Source organism: Cryobacterium tagatosivorans, from assembly GCF_004402215.1.
In the GTDB taxonomy this organism is placed as follows: domain Bacteria; phylum Actinomycetota; class Actinomycetes; order Actinomycetales; family Microbacteriaceae; genus Cryobacterium; species Cryobacterium tagatosivorans.
Genome location: NZ_SOEZ01000018.1, coordinates 18,313 through 41,349, shown reverse-complemented (window position 1 = coordinate 41,349; position 23,037 = coordinate 18,313). Strand labels below are relative to the sequence as shown.

21 protein-coding genes and 1 pseudogene are annotated in these 23,037 nt (G+C 64.4%); 15 read left to right on the top strand and 7 right to left on the bottom strand.

Annotation, left to right across the window (positions count from 1 at the left end; translation table 11 throughout):
* Positions 1–29: 29 nt before the first annotated feature.
* Genes E3O23_RS03630 through E3O23_RS03620 form a run of 3 tightly spaced genes read right to left on the bottom strand, consistent with a single transcriptional unit; the run spans position 30 to position 4,531 of the window.
* Complete coding sequence (locus tag E3O23_RS03630) at positions 30–2,156, bottom strand: hydantoinase/oxoprolinase family protein (RefSeq protein WP_134488269.1); 2,127 nt, start codon at positions 2,154–2,156, stop codon at positions 30–32.
* A 2-nt stretch (positions 2,157–2,158) separates the two neighbouring features.
* Positions 2,159–2,608, bottom strand: coding sequence for an acetone carboxylase subunit gamma (locus tag E3O23_RS03625; protein WP_134475976.1), 450 nt, complete (start codon positions 2,606–2,608; stop codon positions 2,159–2,161).
* Between the two features lie 51 nt (positions 2,609–2,659).
* Positions 2,660–4,531, bottom strand: a complete 1,872-nt coding sequence (locus E3O23_RS03620; protein WP_134488267.1) for a hydantoinase/oxoprolinase family protein — start codon at positions 4,529–4,531, stop codon at positions 2,660–2,662.
* Positions 4,532–4,700: 169 nt separating this feature from the next.
* Here E3O23_RS03620 and E3O23_RS03615 point away from each other — a divergent pair, with 169 nt between their 5' ends.
* Entirely contained in the window at positions 4,701–6,539 is a 1,839-nt protein-coding gene (locus E3O23_RS03615; protein WP_134488265.1) for a sigma-54-dependent Fis family transcriptional regulator, read from the top strand.
* A gap of 11 nt (positions 6,540–6,550) precedes the next feature.
* Here the strand turns inward: E3O23_RS03615 and E3O23_RS03610 are convergent, their stop codons facing one another.
* Positions 6,551–7,369: an IclR family transcriptional regulator gene (locus E3O23_RS03610; protein WP_134488263.1), complete on the bottom strand. Its 819-nt coding sequence runs from the start codon at positions 7,367–7,369 to the stop codon at positions 6,551–6,553.
* A gap of 196 nt (positions 7,370–7,565) precedes the next feature.
* On the opposite strand from E3O23_RS03610, the gene E3O23_RS03605 reads away from it, so the two are divergent.
* The 4 genes and pseudogenes from E3O23_RS03605 to E3O23_RS18460 form a co-directional block, all read left to right on the top strand.
* Positions 7,566–8,282 carry a CoA transferase subunit A gene (locus E3O23_RS03605; RefSeq protein ID WP_134488261.1) on the top strand — a complete coding sequence of 239 codons (717 nt, stop codon included), beginning with the start codon at positions 7,566–7,568 and terminating at the stop codon, positions 8,280–8,282.
* Positions 8,283–8,314: 32 nt separating this feature from the next.
* A complete protein-coding gene (locus E3O23_RS03600; protein WP_134488259.1) occupies positions 8,315–8,971 on the top strand; it encodes a CoA transferase subunit B in 657 nt (218 codons plus the stop codon).
* Entirely contained in the window at positions 8,968–10,161 is a 1,194-nt protein-coding gene (locus tag E3O23_RS03595) for an acetyl-CoA acetyltransferase (protein ID WP_134488257.1), read from the top strand. The genes E3O23_RS03600 and E3O23_RS03595 overlap by 4 nt, the downstream gene beginning before the upstream one ends.
* A 6-nt stretch (positions 10,162–10,167) precedes the next feature.
* Positions 10,168–10,338: pseudogene (locus E3O23_RS18460) on the top strand (epoxyalkane--coenzyme M transferase); the annotation flags it as partial.
* Between the two features lie 73 nt (positions 10,339–10,411).
* Here the strand turns inward: E3O23_RS18460 and E3O23_RS03585 are convergent.
* Both E3O23_RS03585 and E3O23_RS03580 read right to left on the bottom strand, forming a co-directional pair.
* Complete coding sequence (locus E3O23_RS03585; RefSeq protein WP_198415117.1) at positions 10,412–10,855, bottom strand: GlcG/HbpS family heme-binding protein; 444 nt, start codon at positions 10,853–10,855, stop codon at positions 10,412–10,414.
* An 8-nt stretch (positions 10,856–10,863) separates the two neighbouring features.
* Positions 10,864–12,399, bottom strand: coding sequence for an APC family permease (locus E3O23_RS03580; RefSeq protein WP_134488253.1), 1,536 nt, complete (start codon positions 12,397–12,399; stop codon positions 10,864–10,866).
* A 237-nt stretch (positions 12,400–12,636) separates the two neighbouring features.
* On the opposite strand from E3O23_RS03580, the gene E3O23_RS03575 reads away from it, so the two are divergent.
* From E3O23_RS03575 to E3O23_RS03535, 9 genes are all read left to right on the top strand, one after another.
* Positions 12,637–13,227, top strand: coding sequence for a helix-turn-helix domain-containing protein (locus tag E3O23_RS03575; RefSeq protein WP_134488251.1), 591 nt, complete (start codon positions 12,637–12,639; stop codon positions 13,225–13,227).
* Between the two features lie 80 nt (positions 13,228–13,307).
* Positions 13,308–14,444 carry an ABC transporter substrate-binding protein gene (locus E3O23_RS03570; RefSeq protein WP_134488249.1) on the top strand — a complete coding sequence of 379 codons (1,137 nt, stop codon included), beginning with the start codon at positions 13,308–13,310 and terminating at the stop codon, positions 14,442–14,444.
* 8 nt (positions 14,445–14,452) lie between these two features.
* Positions 14,453–15,349, top strand: a complete 897-nt coding sequence (locus E3O23_RS03565; protein ID WP_134488247.1) for an ABC transporter permease — start codon at positions 14,453–14,455, stop codon at positions 15,347–15,349.
* Positions 15,349–16,149, top strand: a complete 801-nt coding sequence (locus E3O23_RS03560) for an ABC transporter permease (protein ID WP_134488245.1) — start codon at positions 15,349–15,351, stop codon at positions 16,147–16,149. The genes E3O23_RS03565 and E3O23_RS03560 overlap by 1 nt, the downstream gene beginning before the upstream one ends.
* Positions 16,139–17,293 (top strand): ABC transporter ATP-binding protein, encoded by a 1,155-nt coding sequence (locus E3O23_RS03555; RefSeq protein ID WP_134488243.1) that lies wholly within the window; start codon positions 16,139–16,141, stop codon positions 17,291–17,293. The genes E3O23_RS03560 and E3O23_RS03555 overlap by 11 nt, the downstream gene beginning before the upstream one ends.
* Positions 17,294–17,319: 26 nt before the next feature.
* Positions 17,320–18,738 carry an NAD(P)/FAD-dependent oxidoreductase gene (locus E3O23_RS03550; protein ID WP_134488241.1) on the top strand — a complete coding sequence of 473 codons (1,419 nt, stop codon included), beginning with the start codon at positions 17,320–17,322 and terminating at the stop codon, positions 18,736–18,738.
* 42 nt (positions 18,739–18,780) lie between these two features.
* Positions 18,781–19,203 carry a cupin domain-containing protein gene (locus E3O23_RS03545; protein WP_241983302.1) on the top strand — a complete coding sequence of 141 codons (423 nt, stop codon included), beginning with the start codon at positions 18,781–18,783 and terminating at the stop codon, positions 19,201–19,203.
* Between the two features lie 16 nt (positions 19,204–19,219).
* Positions 19,220–20,449 carry a flavin monoamine oxidase family protein gene (locus E3O23_RS03540; protein WP_277613872.1) on the top strand — a complete coding sequence of 410 codons (1,230 nt, stop codon included), beginning with the start codon at positions 19,220–19,222 and terminating at the stop codon, positions 20,447–20,449.
* Complete coding sequence (locus E3O23_RS03535; RefSeq protein ID WP_134488237.1) at positions 20,449–22,137, top strand: amidohydrolase; 1,689 nt, start codon at positions 20,449–20,451, stop codon at positions 22,135–22,137. The genes E3O23_RS03540 and E3O23_RS03535 overlap by 1 nt, the downstream gene beginning before the upstream one ends.
* Positions 22,138–22,206: 69 nt before the next feature.
* Here E3O23_RS03535 and E3O23_RS03530 read toward each other — a convergent pair whose 3' ends face one another.
* Positions 22,207–22,467 carry an alpha/beta family hydrolase gene (locus E3O23_RS03530; protein WP_134488235.1) on the bottom strand — a complete coding sequence of 87 codons (261 nt, stop codon included), beginning with the start codon at positions 22,465–22,467 and terminating at the stop codon, positions 22,207–22,209.
* A gap of 83 nt (positions 22,468–22,550) precedes the next feature.
* Between E3O23_RS03530 and arfB the strand changes: the two genes are divergently transcribed.
* A complete protein-coding gene (gene arfB / locus E3O23_RS03525) occupies positions 22,551–22,973 on the top strand; it encodes an alternative ribosome rescue aminoacyl-tRNA hydrolase ArfB (protein ID WP_134488233.1) in 423 nt (140 codons plus the stop codon).
* Positions 22,974–23,037: the final 64 nt, after the last annotated feature.

Sequence of the window (23,037 nt, the reverse complement as noted above, 5' to 3'; positions counted from 1 at the left end):
GCGTGCTGAAGAAATGGTGTGAGGGGTGGTCAGTCGCTGAGCAGCCACACGGCCCCCTGCACTGTGGGTTCGAGCCGCCATCCCGGTTCGACCAGGTAGGTGGTGTTCTCGGTGGTGACGATCGCCGGCCCGTGGATGACGTACTCGTGCTTGAGCGCGTCGGCGTCGTAGACCGGGGTGTCGACGGCGCCGCTGATGTTGGTGAAGTGCACCTCACGGTGGGACACCGGCGCCGGCTTCGTCTTCTCACCGCCGGCGTGGATGGACTCGAACTGGATGACTTCGCCTTCGATGTAGGAGGCCACCCGGATCGTCTGCACCCGGATGCCCGCCTCGGGCGCCTGCGTGCCCTCGCCGTAGCGCTCGCCGAAGATCTCGGAGAAGGTCTTGATCAGGTGCAGCACGTCGGCCACCCCGTCGACCCGGTTGATGTCGAAGGCGACGGCCGTGGTCACGAGCTGGTTGCCGTAACGCATGTCCATCTCGAGCCGGTAGCGCACGTCGCCGCGGTCGTAACCCTGGCGAACCAGGTCTTCGGCGCCCTTGGCCTCCAGCTCCTCGATGTAGCCGTTCATCGTCTCGTACTTGCTGTACAGGCTCCGTTTCAGGGGCTCGTAGAGCACGACATAGGCGCTGCGCTCGTGGATGTGCAGGGGCCGCATGTTGCCGGCTCCCAGCGCCGAGAACACCGACGCGAACGGCGGGAACAGGATGCGGCTGATCCCCGCGCTCGCCGCGATGCCGCAGGCGTGCAGCGGGCCGTTGCCGCCGTAGGCGAGCATCGTGTAGTCCTCGATGAGCCCGCCGCGGGAGCGCAGCTCCTTTTCGATGCCGATCGCCATCTGCTCGTCCACGGTCCGCTTGATCACCTTGGCCACCTCGACCGCGTCGAGATCCAGCTCGTCGGAGAGCGTGTCATCGATGACGTGCAGCGAACGCTTCTTGTTGAGCTGGATGTGGCCGTTGGCGTAGTTGTCCGGGTCGAGGTAGCCCAGGACCAGGTCGGCGTCCGTGACCGTGGGGCGTAGGCCGCCGCGGTCGTAGCAGGCCGGTCCCGGGTCCGACCCGGCCGATTCGGGGCCGATCTGGATGGCGTGGTGGATGCGGTTGTAGGCGGCGATCGACCCGCCGCCGGCTCCCAGGGTGTTGAGGTGGATCATCGGCGCCGACACCAGCCAGCGCCCGATCGTGGGCTGGAAGTCGTAGTGCCGCACGCCGCCCTCCGGCACGAGTCCGATGTCGAACGACGTTCCGCCCATGTCCATCGAGACCACATCGCCGAGCCCGGTCGACTCGGACAGGTGCTGCGCCGCCCCGACGCCGGCGATCGGACCGGAGTGGATCGTCTGCAGCGCATCCGTGGAGTTGGGCTGCGCCATGCCGCCGGAATTGTGGATGACCAGCATGGGCTTCTTGTAGCCGGAATCGCGCAGGTTGTTGGAGAGCTGGTTGAGCGCGTGGAACATGGTTTCGTGCAGGAATGCGTCCACGATCGTGGCCATGGCCCGAACGTACTCACCCTTGCGTCCGGAGACCTGGCTGCTCAGGAGCACCGGGATGGAACCCAGTTCGTGCGTCGGGTACTCCTCCAGGATGATCTCCAGGATGCGGTCCTCGTGCACCGAATTCTCGGTCGCGTTGGTGAGCGCGATGACGATGGCCTCGGCCCCGTTGTCCACCAACTCGCGCACCTGGGTGCGCACGTCGTCGTACATGAGCGGCACGAGCACCTCGCCCACCGAGTCGATGCGTTCCTTGACCGAACGGATCAGGCGGCGCGGCACCAGCGGATCCGGGCGCTGGGCATCGGGCATGTCGCCCTGCTTGATGCCGTCGAGGCCCTCACCGTAGCCGCGACCCCGGGACAGCGGGATCGTGTCCTCGAAGCCGTGGGTGACGATGGCCGCCACCCGGGGCCCCTTGCCCTCGATCAGGGCGTTCGTGCCGAGGGTGGTGGCGTAGCGCACCGAGTCCACCTCGCGGAGGGCCGTTTCGCGGGAGATCCCGGCTCGTCCGCAGGCCCGGTCCAGGGCCTCGTTGAAGCCCAGGGCCAGGTTGTGGTGGGTGGTCAGGGCCTTTGATTCGATGTAGATGTCATCCCAGACGAAGAAGCAATCGCTGAAGGTGCCACCGATGTCCACGGAGATCCGTTTCATGGTCAGTGTCCTGCCTTTCCGTGCGTGTGGCCGCCGACGGAGTCGAAGCGGGCGCTGAGGTCCGTGACGGCGTTTTCGCCTGGGCCGTAGTTGACGACTTCTTCGGGGTTGTCGCCCCGGGCCTCCCATTTCTCGCGGAGCGAGTCGATGTCCCAGAGCATGTCGACGGTCGGGGGATGCCCCGGCGGCAGGTACTCGGCTTCGATCTGGGTGCCGCAGGTCGGGCAGTAGAACTCGAGGATGCGACAGAAGGCGGGGTCGGGGGAGAAAGTGAATTCGTACTTCTCCGGGTCGATCACCGGCGGGTGGATCTCGCGGGGATCGCGGTCGTAGACCAGCGTCCCCTCCTTGTAGTTGCCGCGGGCGTCACCGAAGTCGTGGGCGCAGACTCGGCAAATCCATCTCTCCGTGTCGAGGTCGATGAAGAGGTATTCCGTCATAGGGACGCGCATTTTGTTTTTACCTTCCTTGGGAAACAAAAGTGGGTTACGGGAAGTTGCTGATTACTGGTGCTGGTGGCCGTGAGTGTCGGTGAGCAGGAGGTCGCCGGCGGCCGAGATGTTCAGGCGCCAGCCGGCGGGTACCCTGGCCGTGAAGAACGGGCCTTCGACGATTGCCGGGCCGGATGCCGCGGCGCCCGGTTCCTGATCGTCGAGCCGGTAGACCGACACCGTGTCGACCTGGGACGCGGAGGACCGCACCTGCCGCGTGCCGCTCGCCACGGCGACGCTGTTCTCGGCGGGCAGGCTACCGTCGAAGGTGGGGTGCGGCAGTCGGAAGACCGCCTTGAGCGCCAGGATTTCAGCCTCGCCCTCAGTGATGGACGTCCACTCGAGGTCGCACTCGCTCAGGTCGTGTCCCTCCTGGAACATGTCCCGGGCCGCAGACGCCTCCATCCGCTGCTTCGCCGCGTCAATCGCCGCGGCGCCGAGGCCGGTGACGTCGCTCTCGTAGGACTGCGCGATGTCGGAGAAACTGATCCCGTATGCCGAGAAGACGGCGGCCAGGCGAGGCACGAGCACGTGGCGGACATCGGCGAGCCGGGCCGCACCGCAGGCGCTCATCGGCCCGCCGCCGCCGAACGCGGCAACGGTCGTGTCACCGGCCGGGTCGACGAGGTCCGCGAACGCGTGGGCCAGCCGGCGCGAGTAGGTGTCCTCCATCAGGATCAGCGCCTCTTCGAGGTTGATTCCGAGCGGTTCCGCGACGGTCCGGGTGATGACGGCGCGGGAGCGTTCGGCGTCCAGGGCCATCTCGCCCTCCAGGTACGTCTCCGGATCCAGCACTCCGAGCAGGAGGTTGACGTCGGTGATGGTGGCCTGCGTTCCGCCGAATCCGAAGCAGGCCGGGCCGGGCGCGGCCCCGACGCTCTCCGGGCCGACCGTGATTTCGCCGTCACGTACGGCGATGATCGAGCTTCCGCCCACGCCGGTCGAACGAACATCGCTCATCTCATAGGAGATGTCCACGCCCTGGATCGAACCGCGCCGGTCAACGGCGATCGTTGAATCGTGCACGGCCCCGACATCGGTGGTCGTGCCGCCGACGTCGATCATCAGCACGTTCGCCAGGCCGTAGGCCTCGGCCAGGGCGCGAGTGCCCTCCAACCCGCCGCGAGGCCCAGAGGAGTACGTCTTGAGGGCCACCGACTTCGCGACCCGGGAGGACGCGCCGTCGTTGCGGTAGATCAGGAGGGGATTCTTGACTTTGTAGGCCCGGAGCCGGTGCTCCGCGCTGTAGAGGAAACGCTCCACCGTCGGGTGCAGGAAGGAATTCAGGATGCCGGACCACACCTGCCGCGTCCGCGACGTGTCCGCGGCGAATTCGCGGGAGAAGAGGATCGGCACCGAGCCGAGGAGGTGCCGGGGGAAGTTCTTCAGCATGGTGCGCTTGTACAGGTGCTCGCGTTCCAGGCTGGCTGCCGCGACCACCAGTCGTTCGGCTCCCGCCGTCGTCAACCGGTTGATCCCGGCGACGAGCTCCCTGGCCAGTTCCTCGGGCGTGCCGTCGGGGGAGACGACCTCGATGCGGGCGCCGATCAGGTCGACCCAGAGTTCGGCGGTCTCCTCCGAGGCGCGCAGCGCGTTAACGAGCTGGGGATCATCCGTGATCAGGCCGATCAGCGGTCCCTTGCGCTCCACCAGGGCGTTGGTGCCCTGGGTGGACGAGTAGCGGATGTGGCGGGTGGAGTGGAGCAGGCCGGCCAGGTCGGCCTCGCCGAAGAGCTGCGCCGACGCCTTCGTCATCGCGTCGAAGAGGCACTGTGACAGGTCGACCGGGGTGGTCAGGGTCTTCGTGAACGTGAAATCCGTCCCGCTGCCGACCACGATGTCCGTGAGTGTTCCGCCATTGTCGATGTTGATCAAACGTTCCATGAGCGCTCCTTTGCGTCTGTCTTGTGAATGACCGTGGGGGCCCTTTCGGGGCCACCAACCAAGAGTGGCTCCGGGCCTCCGCGGCGACCTGTCCCAGATTGGGACACGTCTCGTGTAGCGGATCCCAAGCTTGGAAGCGCATGCTTGCAGGGTCCACAAAGGAGTAGATATGCCGGGAATCGTCGAGCGGCGTTCAAGGATCGCGACTGCACGGGCCGATTTTCTGCGGTCAGGCCGGGCGGAGTCCACGACAGTGCCCGGGGTCGTCGCCGCATCCTGGCAACGCTCCTTTTCGGCCGGAGTCGACGCCGCGACGTCGCAGGCCGCGTACCACGAAGACCTTGACCTGACCGGGCGCCTGATGCGCAGCGCCGCTCCGGTCATCGCCCGGCTCAGCGATGACATGTCGGAAATGCCCCTGAGCATCGTGCTCACCGACTACCGGGCGAGGATTCTCAGCCGGTCGGAGACTGACAGGACCATCGGCACCCTGCTGGACAAGGTCTCGCTGGCGCCGGGGTTCAACTACGCCGAGGGATCGGTCGGGACCAACGGCATTGGCACGGTGCTGGAGTCAGGCCAACCGTTGTACATCGTCGGCCCGGAGCACTTCCACGAACAGCTGCAGCCTTTTGCCTGCGCGGGAAGCCCCATCCGCGACCCTGCCACCGGGCGGGTCGAGGGCGTGCTCGATATCAGCTGCCTGACCGAGCATTCGAGTCCGCTCATGCATTCCCTGGTGAGGTCGGCGGCACACGACATCGAGCGCAACCTGCTCGTCGATCGTAACGAGTGCCAGCAGGCCCTGTTCGACACCTTCATCCGGCTGGACTCCCGCACGCGGGGCGCCCTGATGGCGATCGGCGGTTCGATTGTGATGGGCAATGCCGTCGCGCAGAACCTCTTCGAACCGTCCGAGCAGCGCACGATTCATGAACACGCGCGCTATCTCATGATGGGACAGAGCAACCCCGTCGACCAGATCGAGCTGTCGTCCGGGAAGGTCGTTCACCTCCGCGGAACACGGATCATCGTCGGTCATGATGTCGCGGGGATCGTCGTGGCCGTGCAGATCGTCTCGGAGACGGCATCCCTGGAGCATCGGGCATCCGGTCGCAGCTACCGCGCGGGCGAGACACAGCCGGCCTCCCTTGGAGCCGGGCCGGCCGTCGCGGACCTGTCCGTCGCCTCCGGCGATGGCCGTTCGCTGCTGTGGCACCGGGCCTGCAGCGGTATCTCCGATGCACTCCGCGATGACGTCGCCCTGCTCGTCATGGGTGAGGCCGGGTGTGGAAAGCGCTCGCTCATTGCCGATCTCTACCGGAGTGCCGTGCCGGGCGGCCGCACCATGGTGTTCGCGTCGGCCGATCTGGATGGGCCACGCATCCGGGATGCGGAGCGTGCGCTGGCCGATACGGTCGATCCCACGCTCTTCCTCTTCACGAACATCGACCGGCTGAGCATCGACGGCGTCGTCGGCCTGAACGACTTCCTGGTCGGGCTTGCCGCCAGCGACCGGCCAATCTCCATCGCCGCGACCGTCTCGGACGCCGATCTTGGCTCCGGCCTTCCTTTCCGGGATCTCCTGCCGCACTTCGCGAGGGCCGTAACGGTGGCCCCGCTTCGGCACCGGATTGAAGACCTCCCCCTGCTCGTGGCGCACGTCATCGCCAACGTGACCGGGGGGCGCCGCGCCGTGGTGAGCCCCGCCGCGATGCGCGTCATCTCCCGCTACCCCTGGCCGCGGAATATCAGGGAGCTGGAAGAAGCGCTCGCGGTGGCGTTGCTCAAACGGCCCGTCGGTGAGATCCAGTCCGAGGATCTGCCGGGATACTGCCACAGCGGTGCCAGCCGGCTCCTGTCGGTTCTGGAATCGGGGGAGCGGGACATGATCGTGGCGGCCCTCCACGATGCAGAGGGCAATCGGGTGCGCGCCGCGGCGGCGCTGGGAATCGCGAGGTCCTCGCTCTACCGCAAGCTCAAGAGTTTCGGCATCGACGCCGCGTAGGGAGCGCCGGGTCAGCGGGCGGGAGCGGATTCGTCCTGCCGCAATTTCCGTGTGATCGCCTGGGCCTCCTCGACGAGGAGTCGCCCCAGGTGCTCCTGTCGTTCCGGCCGGAAGCGGGGTTCGATGCCGGTCAGTGACAATGCCCACGCAGGCCGGCCGGCCGGGTCGAAGACGGCCGCGCCCATGCCCCAGCTGCCCTCGACGATCATCCCGGGGTTGACGGCGTACCCGGCGGCCCTCGTCCGTTCGATGCCGGCGCGCATGGCTGCTGGGGAGTTCTGTTCGCCCCACCGTTGCACAAAGGCCGGGTCCGCATCCAGCAGCAGCTGGTCCACCTCGGAGTCAGGCAGGGCGGCGAGGATGGCCATGCCCGCCGAGGCGACACCGAGCGGGAACCGCACGCCCTCGTGCAGGACGAAGGATCGGATGGGGAAGCTGCCTTCCTCGCGCAGCAGGCAGACCGTTTCGTTGCCGCGGCGGACCGAAAGGAAGGCGCTTTCCTCGGTCGCGTCGGCGAGCCTGCGCAGGGAGGGCCGGGCGAGGTCCTCGATCGGATAGCGCGGCGCGGCGACGGTGCCCATGACGAAGATCTCCGGGCCATAGCGCCAGGTGTTGCTCTTCGGATCGAGTTCCAGGAGCCCCTCGGCGGCGAGCGAACCCAGCAGGCGATAGACCGTCGGGCGGGTCAGCCCGGAGTCCCGCACGATGTCAGCCAGGGCGGATCCGTTGGGGTCCCGCCCGACGAGCCGGAGGAGCAGCGCGACCCTGCTGACGACCTGGGCGCCCTGCACGGGCTTTCCACCGGCGGGCGTTCCCGACAAACCGAGCATGATTTCTCCTGTCCATAATGTGGATAGCTCTACGATATCGTCCCGGCCCCGTGGGCGCAATCAACGCGCTGTAGTCGCGGGCATTGACAGTTCTTCCGTTGGGCGAATACGATTGACTGTAAACCAACTGTCCATAAAGTGGACACACGCGACGTCGCATTTCGGTGCAACCACGACGACTCAACGAGGAGATCCAGTGTCCAAGGTTCATTCAAGCGCGGCCGACGCGCTCGGTAACGCACTCAGGGACGGGATGGTCCTGGCGGTCGGCGGCTTCGGCCTGAGCGGAATCCCGGCGGACCTGATCGACGCCGTGCGCGCATCCGGGGTGCAGGATCTCACGGTGGTGTCCAACAACATGGGCATCGACGGCAAGGGTCTCGGAGTGCTGCTCGAGGCCGGGCAGGTGCGCAAGGTGATCGCGTCCTACGTGGGCGAGAACAAGTTGTTCGCCGAGCAGTTCCTGGCCGGAGCGCTCGAGGTGGAATTCAGCCCCCAGGGCACCCTCGCCGAGCGTTTGCGCGCCGGCGGAGCCGGCATCCCCGCGTTCTATACCAAGACCGGTGTCGGCACCCTGATCGCCGAGGGCAAGCCGCACGCGGAGTTCGACGGCGTGACCTACATCCAGGAGCGCGGGATCGTCGCCGATGTCGCTCTCGTGCGCGCGCACCTGGCCGACACCGACGGCAACCTCGTCTACCGGTACACCGCACGCAATTTCAACCCCATCGTCGCCACGGCCGGCCTCGTCACCGTTGCCGAGGCCGAACGAATCGTGCAGCCGGGCGACATCGACCCGGAGCACGTCGTGACCCCGGGGTTGTACGTCCAGCGGCTGGTCCTGGCCGGGAACCGACCCAAGGACATCGAACAGCGCACCGTTCGCCAGCGGCCGGTCGCGGCCGTCGCGTAGCCGCAGCAACCCACAACTTCAAGGAGGAAATCATGGCATGGACACGTGACGAAATGGCAGCGATCGCGGCCGAGGAACTCAACGACGGCGATTACGTCAACCTGGGCATCGGCATCCCGACCCTCGTGGCAAACAACCTGCCCGCGGGCATCCGGGTGACGCTGCAGAGCGAAAACGGGCTGCTCGGAATGGGGCCCTACCCCTTCGAGGGCGAGGAGGACGCCGACCTGATCAACGCCGGCAAGCAGACCGTCACCGTACTGCCGGGCGGGTCAATCTTCGATTCGGCCACTTCCTTCGGCATGATCCGCGGCGGTCACGTGAAGGTCGCCATCCTCGGCGCCATGCAGGTCTCCGGCGCCGGGGACCTCGCCAACTGGACCATCCCCGGGAAAATGGTCAAGGGCATGGGCGGGGCGATGGACCTGGTCGCGGGCACCCCGCGCGTGGTCGTGCTCACCGAGCACACGGCGCGGGACGGCTCGGCGAAAATCGTCAACGAGTGCAGCCTGCCGCTGACCGGGGTGGGAGTGGTCGACCGCATCGTTTCCGACCTCGCGGTGTTCGACGTGACGGATGCCGGACTCCTGCTGCGCCGTCTGGCCCCCGGAGTCACCGTCGAGCAGATCCGCGCGAACACCGAGCCCGCCTTCTCCGTCGCCGCAGACCTGAGCGAGGTGGCCGCATGAGCCTCAAGGAACAGTTCGGCACCGACGTGCTGCTGACCGGGTGGGGTCACACTCGCTTCGGCAAGCTTGTGGACGACACCCTGGAAACCCTCATTGTGCAGGTCGCGTCGGAGGCGATCGCTAATTCGGGCGTGGATGCCGCGGATATCGACGAGATCTTCCTCGGTCAGTTCAACTCCGGTCTGTTACCGCTCGGCTTCCCGTCGTCCCTGGTCCTGCAAACGGCCCCGGCGCTGGTCAATGTGCCCGCGACGCGTGTGGAAAACGCCTGCGCCTCGGGGTCGGCCGCATTCCAGCAGGGCGTGAAGTCAATTCTCGCCGGCACTGCCCGTACCGTGCTGGTGATCGGGGCCGAGAAGATGACGCAGGCCTCCCCGGAGCTGGTCGGGTCGGCGCTCCTCGGCGCTGACTATGACATGGCGGGGAAGTTCTCCACGACGGGCTTCACCGGACTCTTCGCCACCGTGGCCAGGGCATACGAGGAGCGCTACGGACCGATCGGAGACGTCCTGGGCTCGATCGCGGCCAAGAATCACCGAAACGGCCTCGCCAACCCCTACGCGCAACTGCGCAAGGACCTGGGGGAGGACTTCTGCCGAACCGTGTCAGAAAAGAACCCCATGGTGGCGAGCCCGCTGCGCCGCACCGACTGCTCCCCGATTTCCGACGGGGCCGCAGCCGTGGTTCTCACCTCGGACCGGTTCCGCGCGGGCTCCGCCGTGACCGATGCGGTGCGTCTGGCCGGCTTCGGCCAGGCCAATGATTTCCTGCCGGCCGCCCGCCGTGACCCCACCGAGTTTGCCGCCACCCGCGTCTCGTTCGAACGCGCCCTGGCGATGGCCGGCGTCGGGCTCGACGACCTGGACTTCGCTGAGGTTCACGACTGCTTCACGATCGCCGAGCTGATCATGTACGAGGTCATGGGCCTCACCGCGCCGGGCCAGGGTCGCCAGGCCATCGAAGAAGGCTGGGTGTACCGTGACGGAAAGCTCCCGGTGAATATCTCCGGCGGCCTCAAGGCGAAGGGGCACCCCGTGGGGGCGACGGGAGTCTCCCAACACGTGGTGTCAGCGATGCAACTGACCGGCACCGCGGGGGACATGCAGCTTCCGGCTCCCCGGCGCGCCGTCGTCCAGAACATGGGCGGCGTCGGGATCGCCAACTACGTCAGCGTGCTGGAGTCCGTGTAGCCCGCGGAACTCGTCGCCGACCGCATCCAGGGTTTCGCCGCGCTCGTCGGACGGGAGCGCGTCATCGCGTCCACGGACCGCGGCCTCGGGGGACGGATCCACCCCCAGATCGCGGTGGCCAAACTCCAGACCCTGACGGACGGCGCCGAGCTGGCCAGCAAGCGACTTTGGCCGTAGCCAACGACGGAACGCCGGGAGCGGTGCCCAGGTGAACAAGAAAGGCCCCCGAGAAATCGGGGGCCTTTCTGTATTACCGGCCGGCTTCCGGCGGCTGAGCCAGTCGGGAATCCCCGGTCATCGCGCGGAACCATTCCACGGCTGCCTCAGCGCAGGAAGCATCCTCTGGCGCAGTTGCGCCGCTGACGCCGATCCCGCCGACGATCAGGTCCTTCTCCCGGAACGGGACGCCGCCCGGGAAAATGACGTAGCGCCCGCCTCCATTCGCCTGCAGGCCAAAGAGCGGCCCGCCGGGGGCCGCCAGGAGGGCCAGCTCAGCGGTGGGCGCGCTGTGCGCCACGGACGTGAATGCCTTGTCGACTGCCAGCGTCGGACCCGCGATCTCCGCGTCGTCCATGCGTGCGAAGGCAACCAGGTGGCCACCTCGATCGACGACGGCAATGCTCACGAGCACGCCCAGTTCCTCGGCGCGCTCCCGGGCGACGGCCACCATCCTTTCGGCGGTGCCGAGTGTCAACGAGCGACTCATCGGGCTCCGGAGCCTACCGGTGCCGAGTCCTCTTCCAGCACTGCGTCGTCTACGCCTCCGGTGGCGAGGACTGCGCCTGCCCGCTTGAGCAGTTCAGGGCGCTTTCGACCGAGGACGAATGCGATGCCTGCCATGACGGCGATGAGTGTCAACACGATGTAGGGGAACGTGTTCAGCGGAGCTGGCGGCACCGGGTAGACCTGCCCGTAGATCGGTATCCCGAGGAGCAGGATGCCGAGGACGGGGAGCACGACGTGCCGCCAGAGGGTCCGTTCGGCCCGGCCGGGGCCACTGAAATGACGCATGCACGCAATGTTGGTGAGGATGTAGACGGGAATGATCGCGAGGGTCAGGATCGATCCGAGGTAGATATAGGCATTGAACGGCCCGGCCAGGAGCCCGACACCAAAGGTGAACACGACAGCGACGGCCGCCTGCAACCAGATCGCGTTCGCCGGCGTGCGGTGGACGGGATGGATGCGTCCGAGCACGGGCGGCAGCATGCCCTCTCTGCCCATCGCGAAGAGAATGCGAACGACGCCATTGTTGGCGTTCATGGTTACGGCGAAAATGCTCGAGACGCCGGCCAGGCCGATCAGCAGCTCCAGCCACGGTGCGTACGTTGCCGCGAGGGTGTTGAACGGCGCGGCGTCCTTGACGAGCTGGCCGACGCCATCGGTACCGAAGCCGATCATCTCGCTGTAGGTCGTGAACAGGTAGATCGCACCGACGAGCAGCAGCGACAGGAACATGCCGCGCGGGATGTTCCGGTGCGGATTGCGCACTTCCTCGCCGAGGGTGGTGGCGGCCTCGAAACCCACGAAGGACAGGATGCCGAACACCATGCCGAGCGCCAAACCGGAGAGACCGTTTGGCGACGAAGCAGGCGACAACGGCTCCAGCGTCAGGCCGTGTGCGCCGCCCTGGGCCAGCACAATTGCGCTGAGGAGCACGATCACCGCAACTTCAACGACGAAGAGGATCGCAGCGGTCTTCAGCGAACCGGTGATGCCGCGAAACGACAAGAAAACCATGAGCACGAGGAAGGCAGCGGAGATGACGACCCAGGAAATGTGCACGCCGTAGCCGGCCAGGATGCCTTCAGCATAGGTGCCGATCAGCGCGAGTTCCGCGGGCACGAGCAGGCCATAGGCAATGAACATGAGGCCACCCGTGACGAAACCGCTGCGGGCGCCGATCCCGCGCGATACGTAGGTGTAGAAGGATCCAGCACCAGGAAAAGTACGTGCCATCTCCATGATGCTGCTCGCCAGGACGAGCATGACCACAAGCGCCAGGACGAACACGAGCGGCGTCGCAGCCCCGGCGTTGGCCGCCACCACCTGCGGATTGAAGTACACGGACACCGCGGGACCCATGAGCGCAGCGGACATGATGACCGCCCCGCCCAGGCCCAGCGCGTTCCTGCGCAAAGCATGCGTTTCTGTCAAAGCGACTCCTTCGTCGATCAAGTTGATGAGAACGGGCTGACGGTACATGCCGGAGATGGAACGTGTCAAATCGTTGGCCAAGGGTTCGGCAGGCCGTCTCTCACCCGGGATCAGGACGCTCGTGTTTCGGCCCGGCAACCGTGTGAGTGCGCGAATGACAGGCGTCTGGGTGAGCGAAGGTCGCGGCTGGCTGCGAAGCGAAAGAAAACGAAAATGTTGCTTGACACCCGACCATCGGCGCGCATAAATTCAGTCCCAACGAACATTTCGTTCGCTAGGAAATAACACATTGTTTCTTTGGGCCGATCGGATGTTCGCATGATCGATGGCGTACCAGCCGCGGGCGAGTTGACGCCGGAGGAATCGCTGGGTGCGCGTATCCGCGAGTTTCGACTCGCTCGCCGCATGAGCTTGCGCGCGCTTGCCCTGCTCGCTCATACCTCACCTGGCTTCCTGAGCCAACTTGAGCGAGGCCAGGCCAACGCCAGCGTTGGGACCCTTCGCAAGCTGGCGGAAGGACTGGGAATCACTCTCCCTGACCTCTTCACTGACGATGACGTCACGAGACCCAAAGTATTGCGGCGCGAACACCGTCCGGAGATTCACACCAGCAACCTGACCTCGAAGTACCTGTTGTCTCAGAAGCCACTGCGCAATCTGGAGGTGTATGTCGCTGACTTCCTTCCCGGCGGAAACTCGGGCGATGCGTACACTCACGGCGATGTTCAGGAAATGCTTGTTGTCATTTCCGGCAGCGTGACATTGGAACTGGCTGGCGCTGAGTACCAACTCAACCGTGGCGACAGCGCCGAGTACCGCACGTCGACACTCCACTCGGTCCGCAACACCAGCACAGAACCGGCAGAGGTCATTTGGATCATCAGCCCACCAACCCTCGGAGCCCCCTAAGCCTCAGCGACTGATTCTGGTCAACACGGGAACCGCCGAGTCCTCATCCTGAAACGCAACGAAGCTCACAAGGAGAAAAAATGAAAATCGCGAAATCAACCTGGAGTGTCCGGGTCGGTGCCATCGCCACCGTCGCCGCAGGCTCACTCTTTCTAGCCGCCTGTACCGCAGGTGGCGGCGGACCTGCTAAACCAGTCGATCTCGGGAGCGGAGCGGCGGTCTCTGGGTCTGTCAAGGCAAATGCCTTGACGGGCCAGACCCTGACCTTCGTTTCCTACGGGGGTATTTACCAGGATGGCCAAGTCGCCGCAGCCATCTCTCCGTTTGGTGCTGCTTCAGGCGCGAAAATCCTTCAGGACGGGCCCACGGACAATGCCAAGCTGAAGGCGCAGGTCACCTCAGGAAATGTGACATGGGACGTTGTCGACACCACGAACGTCTTCGCAGCCCAGCAGTGCGGCAAATTGTTCATGCCGCTCGACACCAGCATCGTGGACACGAGCAAGATCCCTGCCGGTCTGCTTACAGACAAGTGCTCGGTGCCGGCGATGAGCTACGGCATGATCGTCATGTACAACACCAAGAAGTATGGTGCCAACCCTCCGACCAGTTGGGCCGATTTCTACGACACCAAGAAGTTCCCTGGCAAGCGAGGGATTGAGGGCGGTACTGGCGACCTCGACCCGGGTGTCTTTGAAGGTGCCTTGCTCGCCGATGGTGTTTCCGCCGACTCCATGTACCCGATCGATGAGAAGCGCGCCATGAAAAAGATGGCGTCGATCCGCAAGGACATTGTGTTCTGGTCGAGCGGCGCCCAGTCCCAGCAGCTGCTCGAATCGGGTCAGGTCGACATGGCGCTGCTCTGGAGTGGTCGTGCGTACTCTGCGGTGAAGAACGGCGCGGCGTACGCGCCGATGTGGAACCAGTGGATGCCCGAGGCGGACGCCCTCGCTGTCCCTATCGGCGCTAAAAACCCGAAAGCATCAATGGCAATGATCAACTACTACCTCGGGAGTGAGCAACAGGCCAAGCTCACCGAACTGACCTCATACAGTCCCGTAAACACGGATTCCAAGCCGAAGCTGGACGAGCTGGCTCAGTCCTTCGTGACGACCACGCCTGAAAGAGTCAAGGACGCCTTCAAGCTGGACAACTCCTGGTGGGCAGAGAACCATGACGAAATGGTTACGGCGTACACGAACTGGCTGGCCGGCTAGGCATTTCGATGGCTACCGTGGAAGCACTCGTGGCAGGATCTATTACCGCTGACACGGTCATCGACCAAGCGGCCCCATCCAAGAGGTGGGGCCGCCTGGGCCTGCTCGTCCCCGCAGGGCTCTTGCTGATCGTCGGGTTCGTCGTCCCGCTGGTCATCATGCTGTGGTACGCGTTTACGGACCCCTCGGTTGGGTTTGGCAACTTCGCGTGGTACCTGGGAGACGCTGTTCAGCAGCGGATACTGCTGCGCACGTTCACGACGGCTGTCAACGTGACAGTCGTCTGCCTACTGCTGGGATATCCATACGCCTACGCCATGGTTGCAGCAGGGCCGAAGCTGCGAGCTGTGCTGACCTTGCTGGTCCTCGTGCCCTTCTGGACCAGCTTGATGGTTCGCACGTTCGCCTGGGTGATATTGCTCCAGGATCACGGGCCTCTTCAATCCCTCCTCGCAACCGTCGGTCTGGGTCAGATCCCGCTCATCAGGACCAACCTGGGCGTCGTTATCGGCATGAGTCAGGTCCTGCTGCCATTCTTCGTCTTGCCGCTGTACGCGGTAATGACAAATATTGATCGCCGCCTGATTTTGGCTTCTTCGAGTCTGGGCGCCGGCCCGCTTACGTCCTTTTTTCGGATTTGGCTGCCATTGTCCTTACCTGGGGTGGGCGCCGGCTCGCTGATCGTGTTCATTAGCAGCCTGGGCTTTTACGTGACCCCGGCGCTGTTGGGGTCTCCAGGGAACTCGCTGATCAGTCAACAGATATTCACTCAGGTGAACGGGCTGCTGCAATGGGGTCGCGCAGGGACCATGGGGGTCGTGCTAATTGTGATCACGCTCGCGATCCTCGCAATCCTGGCGCTCGTCATTGGACGGTCAACCAGCACGATCAAGGGGGTGCGCTGATGAGAAAGCCCGTGGCACGGATGTGGAACGGCGCCTTGTGGTTGTTCTGCGCGCTGGTGGCGCTGTGGCTGGCCGCTCCTTCGTTGATCGTCATCCCGCTCAGCCTGACCGACAAGCCATCCTTCTCCTTTCCGCCGACCGGCTGGTCGACGCGCTGGTACACGAACTTCTTCCAGGACCCAAGCTGGGTTGGAGCCCTCGCGTCCAGTTTGCAGGTGGGGGCGCTTGTTGCGATCGTCGCGACCATTGCCGGCACAGCTGCTGCTGCAGCTCTGACCCGATCGGCATTCCGTGGCCAACAGACCGTGAATGCGATACTTCTCGCGCCCATGATTGCCCCGGTGATCGTCGTCGCAGTCGGCCTGTACGCGCTGTTCCTGCGCGCAAACCTGCTTGGAACAACTCTTGGCTTTGTCATTGCTCACAGTGTTCTCGCTCTGCCGTTCGTCATCATCCCCGTTACGGCGAGCCTGAACGGCTTCGACCGTCGCCTCGAGAGCGCCGCGGCTATGTGCGGAGCGAATCGCTGGACCACGTTCCGACAGGTCACGTTGCCGCTCGTTGCGCCCGGTGTTATCTCGGGTGCCCTATTTGCCTTCGTCACCAGCTTCGACGAAGTCGTCTTGTCCCTTTTTATTCAGAGTCCGTATCTTCAAACCCTCCCAGTGAAGATGTACGCCTCCGTCACGCGGGACACCGACCCGACAATAGCGGCGGCCGCTACCCTCATCCTGGGATTGACGACCGTTCTCACGCTGACCATAACTCTCTATATCGCTCGGAGGAATCGTGTCCGATAGTTCGATCTCGCAGGGTGCTGCCATCACCCTCAATAAGCTGACAAAGCGTTACGGTGATGCAACGGCCGTAGACGCGATTGACCTCAACGCAGAGCCTGGCGAGTTTCTCACCCTGCTGGGGCCCAGCGGTTCGGGCAAGACGACCACACTCAACATGATCGCCGGGTTCGTGGACGTCACCGAAGGTGAAATCCTCGTCGATGGCAAGCCCGTCTACGCCCTTCCGCCCCACAAACGGAACATGGGAATGGTGTTCCAGCACTACGCGCTGTTCCCTCACATGTCGGTGGGCGACAACGTTGCGTATCCGCTGCGCCAGCGCAGACTGCCCAAATCCGAGCGAGGGCGCCTTGTCGCGGATGCATTGAACAAGGTCGGCCTTTCCAATCTCTCCCACCGCATGCCGCGGCAGTTGTCCGGCGGGCAGCAGCAGCGCGTCGCCCTCGCGCGCGCGATCGTTTACAGCCCGCGAGTGCTGCTGATGGATGAACCACTCGGGGCATTGGATAAGAAGCTGCGCGACTCCCTACAACTGGAGATCAAGCGGATCCATGCGGAGCTCGGGACCACCTTTGTATACGTCACACATGACCAGGACGAAGCCCTCGTTCTTTCAGACCGCATTGCGGTGTTCAACCAGGGAAAGATCGAGCAGGTGGGCAGCGCCCAAGACCTCTACGAGCGTCCGAGCACGATCTTTGTCGCACAGTTCGTCGGTGAATCGTCCCTGTTCCATGGTCTGGCTCTCGACCACCAGGGGGGAAAGGGGGTGTTGAGTTCAGATAGGACTTTGCATGCGCACAGGGGTGACGCGCGCAGCGGCGCGCATGCCGCTATGGTCGTGCGTCCCGAGCGGATTCGAGTGCAGCCAATCGACGGGGTGGAACCGAGCGGCAACGCAGTTCGTGGGCGCATCATTCAGGAAATCTACCTCGGCAACTCACGCAAGCTCGAGGTCGAACTGGGCGACGGAAGCAAAGTCTTCGTCCGCGAATCAGCGGGTGAAGTTACGGCGAATCGTCCCGGGGACCGCGTGTGGCTCACTTTCCTCCCCGAAGACGCCGTTGTCCTCACAACTAACGAGAGCCCCGATAGGCCACAGTTGGCCGCCGACGTCCAAGTTCCCGTCTTCACGTCGAACTAGCCGTCCACAGAAACAGGAGTGCATCAATGACCAGCATCAAGCATGACTCTCGGCAGGCCGAGCGTGCGATCCCAAATGGCGGCGTTTCTTTCTGGTACTCCAGCACCGAAATCCCCGCGTACCGCGCTCCGCTTCCTGGCGACCTGGAAGCCGACATCTGCATCGTCGGGGCTGGGTTCACCGGGCTGTGGACCGCCTACTACCTGAAACGCGAGCAGCCCGATCTGCGAATCGTCATCCTTGAGAAGGAATTCGCAGGATTCGGTGCGTCTGGCAGAAACGGCGGCTGGCTTTCTTCAGAGCTCGCAGGATCACGCTCTGCCTATGCTTCGACCCACGGGCATCAGGGCGTTGTCGACTTGCTGCGCGCCATGCGAGGCGCGGTGGATGAGGTGATCGAAGTCGCACGGGCCGAGAACATCGACGCCGACATCGTCAAGGACGGACTTCTTCATGTCGCCCGCAACAGTGCGCAGCTTGGCCGCCTGCAGGAGAGCCTCGAGTATGAAAAACTTTGGGGCGCGGGCGCGGACGACTTTGTTCTCCTGAGTCGCGCTGAACTGGACGCCCGAATCGTCGTTGAAGGGTCCCGAGGTGCCACTTACAGCCCTCACTGCGCCCGCGTCCAACCGGCCAAGCTCGTGCGGGGTCTCGCCGCCGCAGTGGAGCGGCTTGGAGTCTCCATCTATGAACAGACGACGGTGCGAGAGATCAAGCCTCAGACTGTCCACTCGGACCGGGGGATAGTCCGAGCGCCGATCGTTCTTCGCTGCCTGGAGGGATTCACTCCAAGCATCGAAGGTGAACGGCGCACGTGGTTGCCGATGAATTCCTCGATGATCATCACCGACCCTCTACCGGAATCGGTGATGTCCCAGATCGGGTGGGCAAGTGGAGAGCTGCTCGGAGACGCAGCTCACGCGTACATGTATGCCCAGCGCACCGCTGACAATCGAATCGCCCTGGGCGGCCGTGGCATCCCGTATCGGTATGGGTCCCGCACCGATGACAATGGTGAGACCCAGGGCTGGACGATCCGCGCTCTGACCGATTTGCTCCACGGCATGTTTCCCGCAGCAAGTGACGTTCCAATCGCTCAAGCCTGGAGCGGTGTCCTGGGTGTACCCCGTGACTGGTGCGCGACGATTGAACTCGACCAGGAAACTGGTCTCGGCACCGCGGGGGGCTACGTGGGCAGCGGGTTGACGACCACCAACCTTGCCGGTCGGACCCTCGCCGACCTCGTGCTCCGCCGTGACACCGAACTCACCCGACTCCCGTGGGTCGGGCGTCGCGTTCGCCCGTGGGAGCCTGAACCTTTGCGTTGGCTGGGTGTGCAGGCCATGTACACCCTCTATCGCGAAGCTGACCGTCGTGAATACGAACGGGACCTGCCGGGCACCAGCAAGATCGCACGCTTTGCGAATATGATCACGGGCCGCTGAAGTGCCCATCAACAGCAACTCCGATTAGGAAAAGGAAATATCGTGAGCGAAAACGAAGCCCTGGCCAGCGCGAAGACCGGCTCCGAGCCCGTCAGTCTGCGTCACGTGATGGCCAATACTGTGACCCTCCCGCAACCACAGTCCAAACCCACAAGCCGAACAGGTCAGATGGAATCGACCCTCAGCCTGTGGGAGGCCGGCCCTCACACCTCAACCGGGGTCTGGGAATGCGAGCCGGGCGAGTTCAGCGCTGTGCGCGACACCTGCACCGAGGTTTGCCAAATCCTGAGCGGAACCGCCACGGTGCATGGTGACGACGGGACGAGCGTTCGCCTTGCAGCCGGCTCACTTCTTGTGCTCCCGATTGGATGGCGCGGTACCTGGATCATTCACGAGACGATCCGCAAGACCTATGTCCTCGTGGGGGCCGCAACCGAGCCCGAGCCCGTTGCTGAACTGCGCTGACCCCGGTGGTGCCGTCGTGCGGGTAGCTATCGTCGGGGCGGGATTGGCCGGATTGGCTGCGGCCAGCGAGTTGATGGATGCCGGGCACGACGTCCAGGTCTTTGAGGCGCGCGACCGGGTCGGTGGGCGGGTCTGGTCGGAATCGATGCCGCTGCCCGACGGGCAGAGCGTTATTGTCGAGCGCGGCGCGGAATTCATTCTTCGCGGATACGACCTTCTTCGCAGCTATGTCGCCGAATTGGGTCTGAGCCTGGTCGACACGGGAATGAGCTATTACCTTCGCGAACCCCGCGGCGCCGGGGAAGTCGATTCCGCCGCGATGATCGCGGCGGGGTCAAGGCTGACCGACGCCATTGGCGGGGACGAACGCTTGTCGATCAGCGACGTGCTGTCTAACCTCACTGTGTCTACGGATCTCGCCGAGGCCATACGATGCCGGGTCGAGATTTCCTGCGCTCTTGAGGCGGAATTCCTCGACAGCAGTGTCCTGGGACATGTGGCGTCCCTGTCTCCACTGCCCAGCCATCGCATCGCAGGAGGAAACCAGGGTCTGGCGCAGGCCCTCGCCGGGCGACTCGGTGATCGCCTGCATCTCAACACCCCGGTCAGAGCGATAGTGGCTGAGGGCGGAACCTGCGATGTCCTAACCGACCTTGACACATACCGTGCCGACCACGTCGTGCTCGCCATTCCGCTGCCGCTGGTGAGCGAGTTATCCATCTCACCCGCACTTCCGAGGTGGAAACTGGACGCCCTGGCTCGGAGCGCCTACGGTGACGCTGCGAAGCTCCATATCCCTTTGGCGCGCTCGGTCCACACGAGCGCCGTCATGAGTGTTCCCGACCGATATTGGTCCTGGACCGCTATGGATGACACCGGGCGTGTGCCAGCAGTTCTGAATTGCTTCGCTGGCTCAGCCACGGCCTTGGATCGGCTCGGCGTTCGAGACGGACCGGACGCTTGGGTTGCACGTGTGAAGGAAACCCAGCCCGATATGCCTTTGGTCAGCGAAGGCGCCCTTCTCACCACGTGGTCGAACGACCCGTGGGCCAGGGGTGCGTATTCTGCGCACGGAGCTGCATCCGCAGAACATGACGTGGACGACCTGGGGAGACACATCGGACCCCTGCATTTCGCGGGGGAGTACCTCGGAGGAGATTTCGCAGGCTTGATGGAGGGTGCGCTACGAAGCGGACGCGAGGCCGCAGCAGAGATACTCGATCGCCATGTGCGAGGGAGTCTCTGATGGCTGACTTCGCAGACATCGTATTCGTTGACGGCTGGATCTTCTCGGCGCCTCAGGACGCCCCGGTCCGCGCCGATGTCGCGGTGGTGGACGGTCGCATCATGGCGGTGGGGGCCGCAGAGGACATCGCGGCGCTCGTGGGAGAAAACACGGACGTTGTTCCGATCACAGGCCGTCTGTTGTTGCCAGGATTTCAGGATGCTCACATCCATCCCGTCGCCGGAGGAATCGAACTGTTGCAGTGCGATCTCACCGGCGCGAAAGATGCAGAAGACTGCCTCCGGTTGATCGCTGACTACGCCCGTGCGCACCCACACGCAGAGTGGATCATGGGCGCAGGTTGGTCGATGGAGTTCTTTGCAGGTGGGACGCCGACCCGAGATCTGCTTGACGCAGTCATCCCGGGCAGGCCTGTCGCCCTCATGAACCGGGATCACCACGGCATGTGGGTCAATTCCCGCGCACTTGGTCTCGCCGGTGTCACCGCGGAAACCCCGGATCCCATCGACGGACGCATTGAGCGCACCCAGGGAGGCGAGCCAAGCGGCACGCTCCATGAAGGTGCGATGGACCTGGTCGGCCGCTTCGCTCCGTCTGCAACGGGCGACCTCGCCGACCGCGGGCTCTTGCGGGCGCAGGAGTATTTGCACAGCTTCGGCGTCACATCCTGGCAGGATGCGCTCTTGGGGCGCGGCCTCGGAATGGAAGACGCCACCATGACTTACCTCGATGCGGTCGACCGGGGCGAGCTGACCATGCGCACCATCGCTGCGATTTGGTGGGAGCGAGGTCGAGGGCTCGAGCAACTTCCCGAAATCATCGATCAACGAGCGCGAATTCGCGACGCTGATCCATCCGGGCACTTCCGCGCGTCGGCCGTCAAGATCATGGTGGATGGCGTGCCGGAGAACTTCACGGCCGCCATGAGCCAGCCCTACCGTGATACTCACGGCGACATGACGGAGAATCTCGGCCTTTCATTCATCGATCCCGAGGATCTCAAGATTTGTGTGACTGCACTGGACGCGGCGGGATTCCAAGTCCATTTCCACGCCCTCGGTGATCGGGCCGTAAGCGAGTCGCTCGACGCGATTGAGGCCGCCAGGGAAGCTAACGGTGATCTGGGTAACAGGCATCATCTTGCTCACCTGCAGGTGGTTGGGATCAGGGATATACCGCGGTTCGCTGAGCTCGGCACAATCGCAAACATGCAGATGCTTTGGGCTGCGCATGCCCGACAGTTGGATGAGTTAAACGTGCCATTTCTGGCACCGGAACTCGTTGAACGCTACTACCCGTTTGGCGACCTCGCCCGCGCGCGAGCCCAACTTTCTGCCGGAAGCGACTGGCCGGTGTCGAGCCCCGACCCGATCGCCGCCATCCACGTTGGCGTCAACCGAATTAGCGCGGGCAGCGCTGAGCAGCCGTTGGGTGAGCAGCAGCAACTCTCGTTAGCGGCGGCCGTCACTGCGTACACCTGGGGCAGTGCCGTTGTGAATATGCAAGAACACGAATCCGGCAAAATCGCCGTCGGGTATCTCGCCGATCTCGCCGTACTCGACCGCAACTTCTTCGACCTGCCGGCCGAAGACATCCACCTAACTAGCGTCCTGCGCACCTACTCCGCAGGTTCGCTGGTGTACCGCCGCGGGGACGAGTCGCCCGACGTTTCTACCGACCACCAGTAGCTGCCCAGCACGGGTCAGATGACGATCTCCCTGAGCTCTTCGGAAGTCGAATCGCCTCCGGCGCCTGAGTCAACGACCCACTGTTCCTCCGGCGCTGGTCGGATCACTTCCCCGCAAGAATCCGGCGACGGTTGGGGCGAGCGATGCCCCGACCTCGGCGGGGGTACGCTTGACGCCCCTGATCTCGAACGAATGGTTCGCGTCGACCAGCCAATGAAGCGTTGCCGTAGCGCCGATTCTTTCAACCACGTTCTCGAGCTCGTCTCGGGTGGCGAACGCGTCGCGCGTCCCCTGCAGGACGTGGATGCGGATGTGCTCTGACGATTCCATGCGTCCATGATGCACGCAGACCCGATGGTCATCCGCTAGGGAAACTGCCGAAGGGACGCCCGGATCGTGCAACCCTTGGTGGCATGGACCTGGAGGTGTCGCCCGCGCTCACGATTCCCGCGTCGGAACTGGGCTGGCGGTTCTCGCGTTCGTCCGGGCCCGGCGGTCAGCACGTCAACACCTCGGACAGCCGCGTCGAGCTCTTCTGGAACGTCGCCGAATCGGCGGCACTCGACGATGACCAGCGGATGCTGCTGCTCACGCGGCTCGGACGGCGTCTCGTCGCCGGGGTGATCACGGTGAGCGCCTCCGAGCGGCGCTCCCAGCTGCGCAATCGTGAGATCGCCCTGGCCAAGCTCGCCGACCTCGTTGCCGCGGGCCTTGCTCCCGATGCGGCTCCCCGCCGCCCGACCAAACCCACCCGGGGCTCGGGCCGGCGGCACCTCGCCGCAAAGCAGCAGCGGTCGGCGACGAAACGGCAACGGCAGCGGCCGTCCGCCGAGTAGCCGCCCACTGACGCTGTCGGCCCCTACTCTGCTGGGGCCGTGCCGCCGAGGCAAGGAGCATTGT